The 16,757-nt window shown below is 49.5% G+C and carries 12 protein-coding genes, 1 tRNA gene, 3 rRNA genes and 1 riboswitch; of the genes, 5 read left to right on the top strand and 11 right to left on the bottom strand.

All coding sequences use genetic code 11. The annotated features are described in order from the left end of the window. Positions 1–100 precede the first annotated feature (100 nt). Together K9N75_RS01435 and actP are read left to right on the top strand one after the other, a co-directional pair. Positions 101–412, top strand: coding sequence for a DUF485 domain-containing protein (locus tag K9N75_RS01435; protein WP_004095228.1), 312 nt, complete (start codon positions 101–103; stop codon positions 410–412). Further along, positions 409–2,067: a cation/acetate symporter ActP gene (gene actP, locus K9N75_RS01430; RefSeq protein ID WP_008814691.1), complete on the top strand. Its 1,659-nt coding sequence runs from the start codon at positions 409–411 to the stop codon at positions 2,065–2,067. The genes K9N75_RS01435 and actP overlap by 4 nt, the downstream gene beginning before the upstream one ends. A gap of 41 nt (positions 2,068–2,108) precedes the next feature. Here actP and K9N75_RS01425 read toward each other — a convergent pair whose 3' ends face one another. From K9N75_RS01425 to K9N75_RS01405, 5 genes are all read right to left on the bottom strand, one after another. After that, positions 2,109–2,486 (bottom strand): YjaA family stress response protein, encoded by a 378-nt coding sequence (locus tag K9N75_RS01425; RefSeq protein ID WP_008814690.1) that lies wholly within the window; start codon positions 2,484–2,486, stop codon positions 2,109–2,111. A gap of 238 nt (positions 2,487–2,724) precedes the next feature. Beyond that, a 5S ribosomal RNA gene (rrf, locus tag K9N75_RS01420) occupies positions 2,725–2,840 on the bottom strand. Positions 2,841–2,954: 114 nt separating this feature from the next. Continuing rightward, a 23S ribosomal RNA gene (locus tag K9N75_RS01415) occupies positions 2,955–5,863 on the bottom strand. A gap of 249 nt (positions 5,864–6,112) precedes the next feature. Continuing rightward, positions 6,113–6,188: transfer RNA gene (locus tag K9N75_RS01410), tRNA-Glu, on the bottom strand. A 138-nt stretch (positions 6,189–6,326) separates the two neighbouring features. Then, positions 6,327–7,869, bottom strand: a 16S ribosomal RNA gene (locus tag K9N75_RS01405). The 16S, 23S and 5S rRNA genes sit together here with 1 tRNA gene alongside, the layout of an rRNA operon. Positions 7,870–8,481: 612 nt before the next feature. Here K9N75_RS01405 and purH point away from each other — a divergent pair. Beyond that, complete coding sequence (gene purH, locus K9N75_RS01400) at positions 8,482–10,101, top strand: bifunctional phosphoribosylaminoimidazolecarboxamide formyltransferase/IMP cyclohydrolase (protein WP_130973706.1); 1,620 nt, start codon at positions 8,482–8,484, stop codon at positions 10,099–10,101. A 62-nt stretch (positions 10,102–10,163) separates the two neighbouring features. Next, on the top strand, positions 10,164–11,447 hold the full coding sequence (gene purD, locus K9N75_RS01395; protein ID WP_039189457.1) for a phosphoribosylamine--glycine ligase: 1,284 nt from the start codon (positions 10,164–10,166) through the stop codon (positions 11,445–11,447). A gap of 43 nt (positions 11,448–11,490) precedes the next feature. Here purD and K9N75_RS01390 read toward each other — a convergent pair whose 3' ends face one another. The 6 genes from K9N75_RS01390 to nudC all read right to left on the bottom strand — a co-directional run bounded on the left by K9N75_RS01390 (position 11,491) and on the right by nudC (position 15,947). Further along, a complete protein-coding gene (locus K9N75_RS01390) occupies positions 11,491–12,162 on the bottom strand; it encodes a DUF1481 domain-containing protein (protein WP_224452142.1) in 672 nt (223 codons plus the stop codon). Positions 12,163–12,222: 60 nt separating this feature from the next. Continuing rightward, a complete protein-coding gene (gene hupA / locus K9N75_RS01385) occupies positions 12,223–12,495 on the bottom strand; it encodes a nucleoid-associated protein HU-alpha (protein WP_004089422.1) in 273 nt (90 codons plus the stop codon). 189 nt (positions 12,496–12,684) lie between these two features. Continuing rightward, positions 12,685–13,275, bottom strand: coding sequence for a YjaG family protein (locus tag K9N75_RS01380; RefSeq protein WP_004089424.1), 591 nt, complete (start codon positions 13,273–13,275; stop codon positions 12,685–12,687). A gap of 74 nt (positions 13,276–13,349) precedes the next feature. Continuing rightward, the gene (gene nfi / locus K9N75_RS01375) at positions 13,350–14,039 is read right to left on the bottom strand and encodes a deoxyribonuclease V (protein WP_039189450.1); all 690 of its coding nucleotides are present in this window, start codon (positions 14,037–14,039) and stop codon (positions 13,350–13,352) included. A gap of 15 nt (positions 14,040–14,054) precedes the next feature. Then, entirely contained in the window at positions 14,055–15,119 is a 1,065-nt protein-coding gene (hemE, locus tag K9N75_RS01370) for a uroporphyrinogen decarboxylase (protein ID WP_008815909.1), read from the bottom strand. Positions 15,120–15,167: 48 nt separating this feature from the next. Further along, positions 15,168–15,947, bottom strand: coding sequence for an NAD(+) diphosphatase (gene nudC, locus K9N75_RS01365; RefSeq protein ID WP_224452141.1), 780 nt, complete (start codon positions 15,945–15,947; stop codon positions 15,168–15,170). Between the two features lie 78 nt (positions 15,948–16,025). On the opposite strand from nudC, the gene K9N75_RS01360 reads away from it, so the two are divergent. Continuing rightward, the gene (locus tag K9N75_RS01360) at positions 16,026–16,541 is read left to right on the top strand and encodes an Rsd/AlgQ family anti-sigma factor (protein ID WP_039189447.1); all 516 of its coding nucleotides are present in this window, start codon (positions 16,026–16,028) and stop codon (positions 16,539–16,541) included. Positions 16,542–16,613: 72 nt separating this feature from the next. Beyond that, positions 16,614–16,736, top strand: a riboswitch (TPP riboswitch). The last annotated feature ends 21 nt before the right edge of the window (positions 16,737–16,757 follow it).

Raw genomic sequence — 16,757 nt, 5'->3', positions numbered from 1 at the left:
GCCTGAGCGCGGCAAAGAGCTGACCACATTGGCATCGCTTTCAAGGCTATGCCTGTGGGACAGCTTTTATTCAATCAATGCCTTACTAGGAGTCGCTCTGATGAATGATGCCATTTATCAAAGGATTGAAAATAACCCGCGCTTCAAGGAACTGGTGCAAAAACGTGAAAGATTCGCTTGGACTCTTTCCTGGATAATGATGATTTTATATTTCGGTTTTATTTTACTGATTGCTTTTGCACCTGGCTGGCTGGGAACGCCAATTTCTGAAGGCTCCAGTGTAACCCGCGGGATCCCTATTGGCGTTGGCCTGATAGTGGTTTCCTTTGTGTTAACCGGCATTTACGTCATTCGTGCCAACGGTGAGTTCGATCGCCTCAACCATCAGGTTCTTCAGGAGGCTGGGCAATGAAATCACGTCTTTTGATGCTTTTTGTTCTCGCAGCCATGTCTTTTTCGAGCTATGCCGCAGATGCTATTACTGGCGCGGTCGAACGGCAGCCGTTAAACATCCAAGCCATCGTGATGTTCGTTATTTTCGTTGGAGCAACGCTCTATATTACCTACTGGGCCTCAAAGCGCACACGCTCACGTAAAGACTACTATACCGCGGGCGGCAATATCACGGGTCTGCAAAATGGTTTGGCGATGGCTGGTGACTTTATGTCTGCCGCATCATTTCTGGGGATTTCAGCTCTGGTATATACCTCAGGATACGACGGATTAATCTATTCACTAGGTTTCTTGGTTGGCTGGCCAATCATGTTGTTCCTCGTTGCTGAACGCCTACGTAACCTTGGACGTTATACCTTCGCAGACGTTGCATCCTATCGTTTACAGCAAAGACCCATTCGAACCTTATCTGCCTGCGGCTCATTGGTTGTCGTGGCCCTGTATCTAATTGCTCAAATGGTAGGGGCAGGTAAGCTAATCGAATTACTATTTGGCCTGAACTATCATATCGCCGTGGTATTAGTCGGTGTATTGATGGTGATGTATGTTCTTTTTGGCGGAATGCTAGCAACGACATGGGTTCAGATTATTAAAGCTGTATTACTACTCGCTGGCGCATCATTCATGGCGATCATGGTCATGAAATCCGTCGGCTTTAGCTTTAATACCCTGTTTAACCAGGCAATGGAGGTCAACCCGAAAGGCGCTGCGATTATGCGTCCTGGGGGATTGGTATCAGACCCAATCAGCGCACTTTCTCTGGGATTAGCACTCATGTTCGGCACCGCAGGATTGCCTCATATCCTGATGCGTTTCTTTACCGTCAGCGATGCGAAAGAAGCACGTAAAAGTGTGTTCTACGCAACTGGTTTTATGGGCTACTTCTACTTCCTAACCTTCATCATCGGCTTCGGTGCTATCGTGTTAGTGGGTTCAAATCCCGCCTTTAAAGACGCTGCGGGCGCACTGATTGGTGGCACGAATATGGCAGCCGTTCACTTAGCAGATGCAGTTGGTGGAAGCTTCTTCCTCGGATTCATCTCTGCGGTCGCCTTTGCCACTATTCTTGCCGTAGTTGCTGGTTTAACTCTTGCGGGTGCTTCAGCGGTCTCCCACGACCTCTATGCCAATGTCTTCAAGCAAGGCAAAGCCACTGAACGCAATGAGCTGAAAGTCTCCAAAATCACCGTGTTAGTGCTCGGTGTGGTCGCTATTGGGTTAGGTATTTTATTTGAGAACCAAAACATCGCCTTCATGGTGGGCTTAGCGTTCTCAATTGCGGCCAGCTGCAACTTCCCTATCCTGATTCTTTCCATGTACTGGTCGAAATTAACGACTCGCGGTGCGATGGTTGGCGGCTGGTTAGGCCTACTAACAGCCGTAGTCTTGATGATCTTAGGCCCAACTATTTGGGTCAAAGTATTGGGGCATGCAACGCCAATCTATCCCTATGAATATCCGGCGCTGTTCTCAATGGCTGCTGCATTTATTGGCACTTGGCTCTTCTCGATTACCGATAATTCAGAGGCGGCAGTGCAGGAACGTGGGCGTTTCTACTCGCAGTTTGTACGCTCACAAACGGGGGTAGGGATCTCGCAAGGGACTTCTCATTAAATAAATAAGGGCTCTTCGGAGCCCTTTTCCCTATAGCAGATTTAATTATTTCTGTACTGTTCAAAAATCGCTTTAGCTTCCATATCGCTCAACGTTCTCTCACCAGCATAGACAACCAAGCCACTGTTCCTAAACGCAGTGCGAGCAGTGATTTCCTTTAACACCCGATCTTCTATTTGAGACAGCCCACCTTCGAACATATCTAATGCATGTACAAGCAGACCGGGGCGATTAAAAGGAGTATTGAAGCGTGGCATCACTTGCTGAGCTAATTCGCGCAACAGTTTTTCAGCAGGGAAAAATTGGCCTACCAGCAAACGTTCTGTGGTAAATAACGCAGATCCGGTAATTTCTTGTTGGGTCTCGATATTCCGTACCGTTATCTTATTTGTTCGTATCTGAATATAGATTAAGCTCACAAAACGTATCCTTGTTTTGGTTTTGAAATAGCAAAGCACCTGCTTAAAGAGCGAGGTCTTTTATTTAACGTCTGCTCACTACGCTGAACTTCCCTGAAAGTCGACTTGTGAGTCAATGCATAGCGTCGCTCAGCCTCGTTTCCGACAAGGTTATCCTACTCTTTCAAGACACTTACCAACAAGCTTCAGACAAAACAAAAAGGCCATCCTTGCGGATGGCCTTTTTGTTTTATTTAAAGTCTGGCAGTTCCCTACTCTCGCATGGGGAGACCCCACACTACCATCGGCGCTACGGCGTTTCACTTCTGAGTTCGGCATGGGGTCAGGTGGGACCACCGCGCTGTTGCCGCCAGACAAATTCTGTTAATCAACCCGCCGCGTATATCGCTATACCCAGCCAGTTAATCCAATCTTTGAACAAGCTTACTCTTTGTCTTAGTCTCTCAACCAAAACACCTTCGGTGTTGTAAGGTTAAGCCTCACGGATCATTAGTACTGGTTAGCTCAACGTATCGCTACGCTTACACACCCAGCCTATCAACGTCTTAGTCTTAAACGTTCCTTTAGGAGACTCAAGGTCTCAGGGAAGACTCATCTCGAGGCAAGTTTCGCGCTTAGATGCTTTCAGCGCTTATCTTTTCCGCATTTAGCTACCGGGCAATGCCATTGGCATGACAACCCGAACACCAGTGATGCGTCCACTCCGGTCCTCTCGTACTAGGAGCAGCCCCTCTCAATCTTCCAACGCCCACGGCAGATAGGGACCGAACTGTCTCACGACGTTCTAAACCCAGCTCGCGTACCACTTTAAATGGCGAACAGCCATACCCTTGGGACCTACTTCAGCCCCAGGATGTGATGAGCCGACATCGAGGTGCCAAACACCGCCGTCGATATGAACTCTTGGGCGGTATCAGCCTGTTATCCCCGGAGTACCTTTTATCCGTTGAGCGATGGCCCTTCCATTCAGAACCACCGGATCACTATGACCTACTTTCGTACCTGCTCGAGCCGTCACTCTCGCAGTCAAGCTAGCTTATGCCATTGCACTAACCTCACGATGTCCGACCGTGATTAGCTAACCTTCGTGCTCCTCCGTTACTCTTTAGGAGGAGACCGCCCCAGTCAAACTACCCACCAGACACTGTCCTCAATCCCGATTAGGGACCGGAGTTAGAACATCAAACATTAAAGGGTGGTATTTCAAGGTTGGCTCCATGCAGACTGGCGTCCACACTTCAAAGCCTCCCACCTATCCTACACATCAAGGCTCAATGTTCAGTGTCAAGCTATAGTAAAGGTTCACGGGGTCTTTCCGTCTTGCCGCGGGTACACTGCATCTTCACAGCGAGTTCAATTTCACTGAGTCTCGGGTGGAGACAGCCTGGCCATCATTACGCCATTCGTGCAGGTCGGAACTTACCCGACAAGGAATTTCGCTACCTTAGGACCGTTATAGTTACGGCCGCCGTTTACTGGGGCTTCGATCAAGAGCTTCGCCTTGCGGCTGACCCCATCAATTAACCTTCCAGCACCGGGCAGGCGTCACACCGTATACGTCCACTTTCGTGTTTGCACAGTGCTGTGTTTTTATTAAACAGTTGCAGCCAGCTGGTATCTTCGACTGGCTTCAGCTCCATCCGCAAGGGACTTCACCTACGCGCCAGCGTGCCTTCTCCCGAAGTTACGGCACCATTTTGCCTAGTTCCTTCACCCGAGTTCTCTCAAGCGCCTTGGTATTCTCTACCTGACCACCTGTGTCGGTTTGGGGTACGATTCAATGTTACCTAGAGCTTAGAGGCTTTTCCTGGAAGCTTGGCATCAACTACTTCATCACCGTAGTGACTCGTCATCACGCCTCAGGGTTGATATGCGACCGGATTTACCAAGTCACACCCCCTACACGCTTAAACCGGGACAACCGTCGCCCGGATAGCCTAGCCTTCTCCGTCCCCCCTTCGCAGTAACACCGAGTACAGGAATATTAACCTGTTTCCCATCGACTACGCCTTTCGGCCTCGCCTTAGGGGTCGACTCACCCTGCCCCGATTAACGTTGGACAGGAACCCTTGGTCTTCCGGCGAGCGGGTTTTTCACCCGCTTTATCGTTACTTATGTCAGCATTCGCACTTCTGATACCTCCAGCAACCCTCACAGGCCACCTTCACAGGCTTACAGAACGCTCCCCTACCCAACAACACCTAAGTGTCGCTGCCGCAGCTTCGGTGCATAGTTTAGCCCCGTTACATCTTCCGCGCAGGCCGACTCGACCAGTGAGCTATTACGCTTTCTTTAAATGATGGCTGCTTCTAAGCCAACATCCTGGCTGTCTATGCCTTCCCACATCGTTTCCCACTTAACTATGACTTTGGGACCTTAGCTGGCGGTCTGGGTTGTTTCCCTCTTCACGACGGACGTTAGCACCCGCCGTGTGTCTCCCGTGATAACATTCTTCGGTATTCGTAGTTTGCATCGAGTTGGTAAGTCGGGATGACCCCCTAGTCGAAACAGTGCTCTACCCCCGAAGATGAGTTCACGAGGCGCTACCTAAATAGCTTTCGGGGAGAACCAGCTATCTCCCGGTTTGATTGGCCTTTCACCCCCAGCCACAAGTCATCCGCTAATTTTTCAACATTAGTCGGTTCGGTCCTCCAGTTAGTGTTACCCAACCTTCAACCTGCCCATGGCTAGATCACCGGGTTTCGGGTCTATACCTTGCAACTTGACGCCCAGTTAAGACTCGGTTTCCCTACGGCTCCCCTATTCGGTTAACCTTGCTACAAAATATAAGTCGCTGACCCATTATACAAAAGGTACGCAGTCACCCCATAAAAGAGGCTCCCACTGCTTGTACGTACACGGTTTCAGGTTCTATTTCACTCCCCTCGCCGGGGTTCTTTTCGCCTTTCCCTCACGGTACTGGTTCACTATCGGTCAGTCAGGAGTATTTAGCCTTGGAGGATGGTCCCCCCATATTCAGACAGGATGTCACGTGTCCCGCCCTACTCATCGAACTCACAGCATATGCATTTTCAAGTACGGGGCTATCACCCTGTATCGCCGGACTTTCCAGACCGTTCCTCTGACACATACGCTGATTAAGGTTCTGGGCTGCTCCCCGTTCGCTCGCCGCTACTAGGGGAATCTCGGTTGATTTCTTTTCCTCAGGGTACTTAGATGTTTCAGTTCCCCTGGTTCGCTTCGTTAAGCTATGTATTCACTTAACGATAGTGCAACGAATTGCACTGGGTTTCCCCATTCGGAAATCGTCGGTTATAACGCTTCATATCAGCTTACCGACGCTTATCGCAGATTAGCACGTCCTTCATCGCCTCTGACTGCCTAGGCATCCACCGTGTACGCTTAGTCACTTAACCTCACAACCCGAAGGTGTCTCTTGGTGAACGCGGTTACGAACCGGTTCAAGACAACATTCAAGATTGCAAAAAATTGAGAGACTGCTTAATGCTCGCTGTGTCAGTGTTTGACCGAAGTCATTCTCACAGCGGCTTAAGCTTTCAAATTTCAGCTTGTTCCAGATTGTTAAAGAGCAATATCTTAAACACGACTTAATCAAGTCATCTTTAAGATATTCAGGTGATAATGTCTTTCACTCATTATCGGAATGGCGTCCCCAAGGGGATTCGAACCCCTGTTACAGCCGTGAAAGGGCAGTGTCCTAGGCCTCTAGACGATGGGGACACGAAAATACCGACAAAGCTTACACTTTCTCGTTTCGTATCAGCATGAGTCTTAAAACTCACAACATCAACAGGTGCTCTTGCTCATTAATTTCATCAGACAATCTGTGTGGACACTGCACTTAACGCTATCTTTAGGTAAGGAGGTGATCCAACCGCAGGTTCCCCTACGGTTACCTTGTTACGACTTCACCCCAGTCATGAATCACAAAGTGGTAAGCGCCCTCCCGAAGGTTAAGCTACCTACTTCTTTTGCAACCCACTCCCATGGTGTGACGGGCGGTGTGTACAAGGCCCGGGAACGTATTCACCGTAGCATTCTGATCTACGATTACTAGCGATTCCGACTTCATGGAGTCGAGTTGCAGACTCCAATCCGGACTACGACATACTTTATGAGGTCCGCTTGCTCTCGCGAGTTCGCTTCTCTTTGTATATGCCATTGTAGCACGTGTGTAGCCCTACTCGTAAGGGCCATGATGACTTGACGTCATCCCCACCTTCCTCCGGTTTATCACCGGCAGTCTCCTTTGAGTTCCCGACATTACTCGCTGGCAACAAAGGATAAGGGTTGCGCTCGTTGCGGGACTTAACCCAACATTTCACAACACGAGCTGACGACAGCCATGCAGCACCTGTCTCAGAGTTCCCGAAGGCACTAAGCTATCTCTAGCAAATTCTCTGGATGTCAAGAGTAGGTAAGGTTCTTCGCGTTGCATCGAATTAAACCACATGCTCCACCGCTTGTGCGGGCCCCCGTCAATTCATTTGAGTTTTAACCTTGCGGCCGTACTCCCCAGGCGGTCGACTTAACGCGTTAGCTCCGGAAGCCACGCCTCAAGGGCACAACCTCCAAGTCGACATCGTTTACAGCGTGGACTACCAGGGTATCTAATCCTGTTTGCTCCCCACGCTTTCGCACCTGAGCGTCAGTCTTTGTCCAGGGGGCCGCCTTCGCCACCGGTATTCCTCCAGATCTCTACGCATTTCACCGCTACACCTGGAATTCTACCCCCCTCTACAAGACTCTAGCTTGCCAGTTTCAAATGCAGTTCCCAAGTTAAGCTCGGGGATTTCACATCTGACTTAACAAACCGCCTGCGTGCGCTTTACGCCCAGTAATTCCGATTAACGCTTGCACCCTCCGTATTACCGCGGCTGCTGGCACGGAGTTAGCCGGTGCTTCTTCTGCGAGTAACGTCAATCACCAAGGTTATTAACCTTAATGCCTTCCTCCTCGCTGAAAGTACTTTACAACCCGAAGGCCTTCTTCATACACGCGGCATGGCTGCATCAGGCTTGCGCCCATTGTGCAATATTCCCCACTGCTGCCTCCCGTAGGAGTCTGGACCGTGTCTCAGTTCCAGTGTGGCTGGTCATCCTCTCAGACCAGCTAGAGATCGTCGCCTAGGTGAGCCATTACCCCACCTACTAGCTAATCCCATCTGGGCACATCTGATGGCGTGAGGCCCGAAGGTCCCCCACTTTGGTCCGAAGACGTCATGCGGTATTAGCTACCGTTTCCAGTAGTTATCCCCCTCCATCAGGCAGTTTCCCAGACATTACTCACCCGTCCGCCGCTCGTCACCCAGAGAGCAAGCTCTCTTGTGCTACCGCTCGACTTGCATGTGTTAGGCCTGCCGCCAGCGTTCAATCTGAGCCATGATCAAACTCTTCAATTAAAAGCTTGATGTGCTTCAACACGTGAAGCGATGCTCGAAAATTAACTTTCGTAATAATTCAAAAATGAATTACTGCTTGGTCACTCTTCAAGACTTTAATATTTTATCGTCCGAGGACGTTAGATATTGTCTTGTGAGTGCCCACACAGATTGTCTGATAAATTGTTAAAGAGCAGTGAGTTAGGAGACTTAGCTTGCTAACTCGAGGTGGCGTATAATACGCTTTCCTCTTTCAGAGTCAACCCATAATTTCAGGATTTTTTCTCTGTCGAACTTTGGAGAGGATGTGAAGTGATTCACATGTTCCGTGTCGATGGAGGCGCATTATAGGGAGTTCTCGCAGGCTGACAACCCCTAATTTCCAATAAATCGATCGTTTGCTGCATTCCACAGCAAAACCCCGCCTTATACCCGTTTGTGCACAAACTTATCCACAGAACGATATTGGTGACAAATTTGACGAGCATCACGCAAACGTTTTCGTTACAATCTGGATGCGCTAAAATCTTTCGACCTCTTCCAACGAAGGGGCGTTATTTGAATAAAACGGGCATGCCGTATTCACATAACGCTCTTTATATTGCGATTCCATAGCCGAGGGATATAACTACCATGCATTCCAGTTCACAAAACACGAGCTCAGCTTCCGCTTACCGTCCGATTCGCCGTGCGCTACTCAGCGTATCTGATAAAGCCGGTATTGTTGAGTTCGCTCAGGCGCTCAGTTCGCGTGGCGTTGAGCTGCTTTCAACTGGCGGCACTGCCCGCCTGTTAGCGGAAGCAGGTTTACCCGTGACCGAGGTTTCTGATTACACAGGATTCCCCGAAATGATGGATGGACGAGTGAAGACTTTGCATCCTAAGGTGCATGGCGGAATCCTTGGTCGTCGCGGCCAAGACGATGACATTATGTCTCATCACGATATTAAGCCTATCGATATGGTTGTTGTGAATCTTTATCCCTTCGCTCAAACCGTAGCTCGCCCAGATTGCTCTTTAGCCGACGCCGTTGAGAATATCGATATCGGTGGACCAACCATGGTGCGCTCGGCAGCCAAGAATCATAAAGACGTTGCGATTGTGGTGAACAATAGTGACTTCGATGCCATCATTAATGAGATGGATAGCAATGAAGGTTCTTTAACCCACGCAACGCGTTTCGATTTGGCCATTAAGGCATTCGAGCACACCGCTGCCTACGATGGCATGATCGCGAATTACTTTGGAACGATGGTTCCTCCTTATTATGGCAATACCGAAGAACCTTCTGGCCGCTTCCCACGGACACTCAATCTTAGCTATATAAAGAAACAAGACATGCGCTACGGTGAGAATAGCCATCAAGACGCTGCCTTCTATATAGAAGAGAACGTGACAGAAGCCTCCGTGGCCACCGCTAACCAACTGCAGGGCAAAGCACTTTCCTATAACAACATCGCAGATACTGATGCCGCACTAGAGTGTGTGAAAGAGTTTAGTGAGCCTGCTTGTGTAATCGTGAAGCATGCTAACCCGTGTGGCGTTGCCGTTGGTGGTTCTATTTTAGATGCCTACGAGCGCGCTTATAAAACGGATCCAACGTCTGCCTTTGGCGGCATCATTGCCTTTAACCGTGAGCTCGACGCCGAAACCGCTCAGGCGATTATTAGTCGTCAGTTTGTTGAAGTTATCATTGCCCCACATATCAGCGAACCTGCGCTTGAGTTACTCGCAGCCAAACAAAACGTGCGTGTCTTAGCCTGTGGCGAATGGAATGCTCGCCAAAATGGATTGGATTTCAAACGTGTTAACGGTGGCTTACTGGTTCAGGATCGCGATTTAGGCATGGTCAAAGAATCTGACCTGCGCGTCGTCACCACTCGCCAACCTAGCGAGCAGGAAATGCGTGATGCCCTGTTCTGCTGGAAAGTGGCAAAATTCGTGAAATCCAACGCAATCGTATATGCACGAGACAAGATGACCATCGGTATTGGCGCAGGCCAGATGAGCCGAGTCTACTCCGCTAAAATCGCAGGTATCAAAGCCGCCGACGAAGGGTTAGAGGTTGCTGGCTCAGTGATGGCCTCCGATGCATTCTTCCCATTCCGCGATGGTATCGATGCAGCCGCCTCTGTGGGAATCACCTGCGTCATTCAGCCTGGTGGATCAATTCGTGACGATGAGGTTATCGCCGCCGCAAATGAACATGGCATCGCGATGATCTTCACGGATATGCGTCATTTCCGTCATTAATTCTTTTTGTATCACATCTTCTATTTTTGTGCGCCTGCGGGCGCACCTTTTGAGGTGAGCGCATGAATATCCTGATTATCGGTAACGGCGGGCGTGAACACGCTCTGGCATGGAAAGCGGCGCAGTCTCCGCTAGCAGATAAAGTGTACGTTGCTCCTGGTAATGCCGGAACAGCTCTGGAACCCGCATTGGAAAACGTGGATATTTCGGCAACGGATATCAGTGGCCTATTAGCCTTCGCCAAGAGCCACGATATTGGTCTGACGATTGTTGGCCCTGAAGCACCTTTGGTTATTGGCGTGGTTGATGCCTTTCAAGCCGAGGGGCTAAAAATATTTGGCCCCTCCCAAGCGGCTGCTCAGCTAGAAGGCTCAAAGGCTTTCACCAAAGACTTTTTAGCTCGTCATCGCATCCCAACGGCTGAATATCGTAACTTCACCGATATTGAACCTGCTATCAGCTACATTCGTAGCCAAGGCGCCCCAATCGTGATTAAAGCCGATGGATTAGCCGCTGGCAAAGGCGTGATTGTCGCTATGACACTGGAAGAGGCTGAAGCAGCAGTTCACGATATGTTGGCAGGTAATGCATTTGGCGATGCGGGACATAGAATTGTCGTAGAAGAGTTTTTAGAGGGAGAAGAAGCCAGTTTCATCGTGATGGTCGATGGCAAAAATGTGTTGCCGATGGCAACCAGTCAGGATCATAAGCGCGTGGGAGATGGCGATACTGGCCCTAACACCGGCGGTATGGGAGCTTACTCTCCGGCACCTGTCGTTACTGACGAGATCCACCAGCGCGTTATGGATGAAGTCATTTGGCCAACCGTGCACGGCATGGCAAAAGAGGGTAACCCTTACTCTGGCTTCCTCTACGCAGGACTCATGATTTCAGCGCAGGGTCATCCAAAAGTTATAGAGTTCAACTGCCGATTTGGCGATCCTGAAACTCAGCCAATCATGCTACGCATGAGATCTGATCTGGTAGAACTGTGCTTAGCGGGTGCCGAAGGGAAACTAAACGAGAAAGAGTCTCTGTGGGATGAACGTGATGCACTGGGCGTGGTATTAGCTGCGGGCGGCTATCCAGAATCTTACCGAACCGGTGATGTTATTCATGGCTTACCCATTAACTCGCCAGAAGGTGAAAAGGTTTTCCACGCGGGAACCCAGTTGGTTGGTAGTGATGTCGTGACACAGGGCGGGCGCGTATTGTGTGCAACAGCTCTAGGACACGGAATCAAACAGGCACAACAAAATGCCTATCAATTAGCAGAACAGATTAGTTGGGAAGACAGTTTCTACCGTAAAGATATTGGCTATCGCGCGATACAACGTACCCAGTAAAGCCCATCAGGCCGAGGAGCATGACTGTGGTTCTCGGCTACTTTTACAGCGTATCGACTGTAGGCTCCCAACTGCAAAAATCTTCATTGGCAACCAGCAAAAGCTGCTGCCCCTCAGGAGCATCTAGCCACGCAATACCCAGCGGCAGAGATGAGTGCGATGCACGACTCTCGATCCATTTCAATTGCCAGTCCTCTAGCTTCAGCGATTGAGTCTCGCCAGTACAGCTGGTAAATCGGCTATTTTCCCAACGACCTTGAATCAGGCGCACATTGCCCACGCGTAGCGCTTCAGAAATCTCAACCATATGGCGCGACTGGTACTGACTGCGAGCGATATCATCCGGCGTGAGTAGCTGCCGCTGATCGCCAATTTGGCGCTGCATGTAGCTGAGTTCACCCTTTTCATCCAGACGCAGTTCGAGTACGTCTTTCTCGCCGCCTTGTATAGTCTGGCGCACAAGATTCAGATTACCGTCTTGATAAGCGTAATAGCTGATTATCGTACCTTTGCCTTTTAGTGGGCTGTAGACGCTCATAATGGCAAGCGGTTGATGCTTAGCATCATCCTTACGCCAAATACGCATCATGCCTTGATCGGCAATATAACCTGTTGCGGTGAAACGAGGAGAGGAAGTATCAGAGCTGCAACCTGAGAGGGTTACAGCAAGTCCTGCAGCGAACAGTAATGCCGCCACAGGCTTACAAATAGACAAAAGGGGCGTTAACGCCCCCCTGCTTATATCTTTCACAAACAGGCTGTGAATCACGCGGTCTTATTTAACTGCGTCTTTCAGAGCTTTACCAGAAACGAACGCTGGTACGTTTGCTGCTGCAATTTTGATTTCCATACCGGTCTGTGGGTTGCGGCCAGTGCGCTCGTTACGATGATTCACTTTAAAAGTACCGAAACCAACCAATTGTACAGCATCACCTTCTTTCAGAGACTCGGTAATCGCCGCCAGAGTAGATTCCAGAGCTGCTTTAGCCTGAGTTTTAGACAGGTCAGCTTTTTCCGCGATTACATCAATCAGTTGAGTCTTATTCATAAGTTATCCTTACAGTGTGTTTATCGTTTGCAAAGCATCGAGTGCGACGGATATGCCGATTGACAGCACTCTCCTGCATACACGCACCGATAGCCACTTTTTTTACGCCCCCCAAATGTAGAACAACCGGGGTACGAATGTGAAGCCTTAAGGGACGACAAATCAGGTGTTAAATCACGTTTTGCCGTCTTATTGCGCTAAATTTACACCGATATTACTAACACCTGCTTCACGCAGGTCAGATCTTAATCCTTTGATGAGTTCCAGATCGCGCTCTTCACACTCAACAAGCAAGCGGAAAATCTCCCATTGGATATCTAACTCATCTTGCATTGCTGGCAATTCTTTGAGCTCTTCATCAGTCATTTCACGACCGGCCTGAGTCATCTCCAGCATACCAACGGTACGTAATGATGTCTCACTCACCGTGATTGCATGTTCTAACATTTCACCGCTTAAACGGGAATGCACAGCTTCACCCAATGCAATACAAGCGTCAATAGCAGGGTAAACGCCATAAATATCATAGTCGTCAGCGGAAGGAATTGCCTCTTCCAGTTTTTCTAACTGGTTATCGAAATTCACTTTAGCGTCTTTTACCGTCAACGTTTCCCAAATCAAATCCAAAATTCGGCGGTAAACCATAGGATCGCCAAATCCGGTTTGCAGACAAAATGCCTGATAATTTGGGTACATACGCTCACACAAGCTGGCGATGAACGTCAGATGTTGCCAGCTTTCCAGCTTTTCCAGCCGTTTGTGGATCGGGTTACGCAGCATGCTAAGTCTCTTAGAGAAAAATAAGTCTCTGAAAAATAATTCCGGCGCAGTGTAACTGAAAAATCAAGAGATCCCTATATCTGCGCGTTATTATCAGAATGTTGGAGTAACCAGCGTTGAAAAGCTGGCCGATTAGAGGCGATTGCATCCGCCCAGCGCGTGGGTTCAGGCAAACGGTAGCCACGCATACAACTTTGGATAAAATGCAGCGCCGTAGGCAAACTAATGCGGTGCCCCGTAGAAATAAATAACGGGTTACAGCGCGCTTTACTGCGCCATACCCAACCAATCTGCTCTTGTTTGTCATTCAGTGGTTGTATTGCACCAACCGAATCACTCAACGGAGCAAACTGACCACATAAACGGCTTTTGGCAACGCCAATGGTCGGAACATCGGCTAACAAGCCGAAATGGCTCGCCACGCCCAGACGGCGGGGATGAGAGATCCCTTGACCATCGACAACCACCAACTGTGGGCGGTGCTGAAGCATCTCCCACGCTTTGATCAGCGCTGGGTACTCTCGGAAAGAGAGAAAACCAGGAATATAAGGCATCTGGGTTTCAATGCGGGCAATCTGATACTCCACCAGCTCAAGTGAGGGATAACGCAACACGGCTATCGCCGCACGTGTGACGTCCCCTCCCTGTTCAAAGCCCACATCAGCACCGGCAATAAGCGTCGGTTGTTCAAAACCGAGATCGTCCGTGCGGATAATCTGGCTCGCCTTCTCCAACTGCTCTTCACGCAGTGCTTTCATATCCATGACTTAATGCCTTAATTACCGATGGTATTTACCTGACAACCGATGAACAGCCTCTACAAACGTACCCGCATGCTCCGGTGGTACATCCTGATGAATACCATGCCCAAGGTTAAAGACATGTCCGGTGCCGTGACCAAATCCCTCAAGGATAGTCGAAACTTCCTGCTCAATTCGAGCAGCAGGCGCATACAGCATGGATGGATCCATGTTTCCTTGCAGCGCAACTTTGTCACCGACACGGCGGCGAGCATCGGCAATATCCGTACTCCAATCTAAGCCTAGTGCGTCGCAGCCGGTTTCAGCCATTGCTTCTAGCCACTGACCTCCACCTTTGGTAAACAGCGTGACTGGCACGCGGCGTCCTTCGTTCTCACGGATCAGGCCATCGACAATTTTATGCATGTAGTTCAGGGAGAATTCGCGGTAATCACGCGGCGTTAACACACCGCCCCACGTATCAAAGATCATCACCGACTGAGCACCCGCTTTGATCTGCGCATTAAGATAAAGGATCACGCTATCGGCGATTTTATCCAGCAACAGATGCATGGTCGCTGGTTCGGCATACATCATTTTTTTAATTTTGGTGAAAGCTTTACTGCTGCCGCCTTCAACCATGTAGGTTGCCAGCGTCCACGGGCTACCAGAGAAACCGATTAAAGGTACCTGCCCAGCCAGATTTTTACGGATGGTACGCACAGCATTCATCACGTAACCCAGTTCATCTTCTGGGTCGGGCACAGGAAGCTTTTCAACATCCGCTTTACAGGTAATTGGCGATGAGAAGCGCGGCCCTTCACCCGTTTCAAAATAGAGTCCAAGCCCCATGGCATCAGGAATGGTCAGAATGTCTGAGAACAGAATTGCCGCATCCAGCGCATAACGACGCAACGGCTGTAGCGTTACCTCACAGGCCAATTCAGCATTTTTGCACAACGACATAAAATCGCCGGCCTGTGCGCGAGTCGCTTTATATTCTGGCAAATAACGTCCGGCCTGACGCATCATCCATACCGGAGTCATGTCTACCGGCTGGCGCAGCAGTGCGCGCAGGTAGCGGTCGTTCTTCAGTTCAGTCATCCTTTGGCTCCCTAATTAATCTCATCGCATTGTAGCATGACCCATGCGTTATTCGCTTTCAGCCTCATCTCGGCACTGTGCTACGGTATCTTCAATCAAACGACGCGCCACGGTTCCAGGCGGCGGTAGTTGTGGCAGATTGTCATAGCGATACCAGTTTGCATTCAATAACTCTTTTGGATCGTGCTTGAGCTCACCGCCAGCATAATCAGCCATAAACGCCATCATCAGCGAATGTGGGAATGGCCAAGGCTGTGAGGCGACATAGCGCAAATTCTTAATTCGCACGTTACTCTCTTCCATGATTTCACGCGCCGCAGCCTCTTCCAGAGTCTCTCCCACTTCGACAAAACCGGCGAGCACCGTATGAATACCGTTACGATGCCGTTTATGCTGAGCCAGCAAGATTTCATCTCCGCGGCGAATCGCCACAATAATGCAGGGCGCAATTTGTGGGTAATAACGCTGACGGCAGTGAGGACACATACATGCCCACTCAGAGCGGCTGGTGTACATCTCATGCCCACAATAGCCGCAGAAGGTATGGGAGCGAAAGAATTCCGCTAGCTGAACTCCGCGGCCAACAAGCTGGAAAAGACCACGATCCACGTCGATAAGCTGGCGAATGGACGCCATATCCTGACTACGTGACTCTTCCAGCAACCACATTGGATGCCCTTCCCACTCACCGATTTGGTGCGCTTTTTTGGTGCTTAATTGCCATTGTTGTGCAGTGCCAAAAGGCAGCTCCCCACGAGGTAACCAGACCTTGCCCTCACGGCTGATAACCCACCAGCCGGTGTCATCATCTTTTAACTGTTGTTCCATATCTTTGACATTAAACCTCTGCTAATCTGGCATTCGATTGTTGCTAATTTGTAACATTTACCTCATGGAGTTGAATATATGCTCAACCGTCTCGAACATCTGACTCAACGCGTAGGTGGTAGTCATGAATTAATCGACCAATGGCTACAAGCCCGAAAGGAACTGCTCGTAGCCTACTGCGCACTGGTCGGAATAAAACCAAACAAAGAAAAGCATACCCCGCTTAATGAAAAAGCGTTGGAGAACTTTTGTCACAATTTGGTGGATTATCTCTCTGCTGGCCACTTCCATGTTTACGATCGTATCGTAGAACTCGTTGGAGGTGACGATAGCCCGCACATGGCGGTAACAAAAAAAATCTATCCAGCACTGCACGATAATACCAAGCTCATTATGGCCTTTCACGACCGCTTTACCGATGATGAGCTAAACGAAGAAGAGTGCCTAGCACTCCACGACGCACTATCACATATTGGTGAAACACTAGCGGCTCGTTTTGCCTTAGAAGATAACCTAATTCAAATCGCCTATGACATCTGGCAAGCAAACACGCCTGCCGCTGATAATGACGATTCATTAGCTCGCCCAGCATAATTTTTTGAAAGTAGCATAGACATTACAGCTTAGTTAACAGCTTGCAGTTTTGTCTTCCCGCTCCTACACTGGGCGCTCTTGTCGGAGTGCCTAGTGAGCGGGAAAAATTTTCCCCTACAGGCTGAGACCGTTAATTCGGGATCCGCGGAACCTGATCGGGTTAATACCCGCGAAGGGAACAAGAGTAATCTATTATCACCTACCAGCAATCTATCG

The sequence above is a fragment of the Hafnia paralvei genome, from assembly GCF_020150375.1.
GTDB lineage: Bacteria > Pseudomonadota > Gammaproteobacteria > Enterobacterales > Enterobacteriaceae > Hafnia > Hafnia paralvei.
Note: the sequence above shows the minus strand (reverse complement) of the source record. Positions and strands in the feature narration are given on the sequence as shown.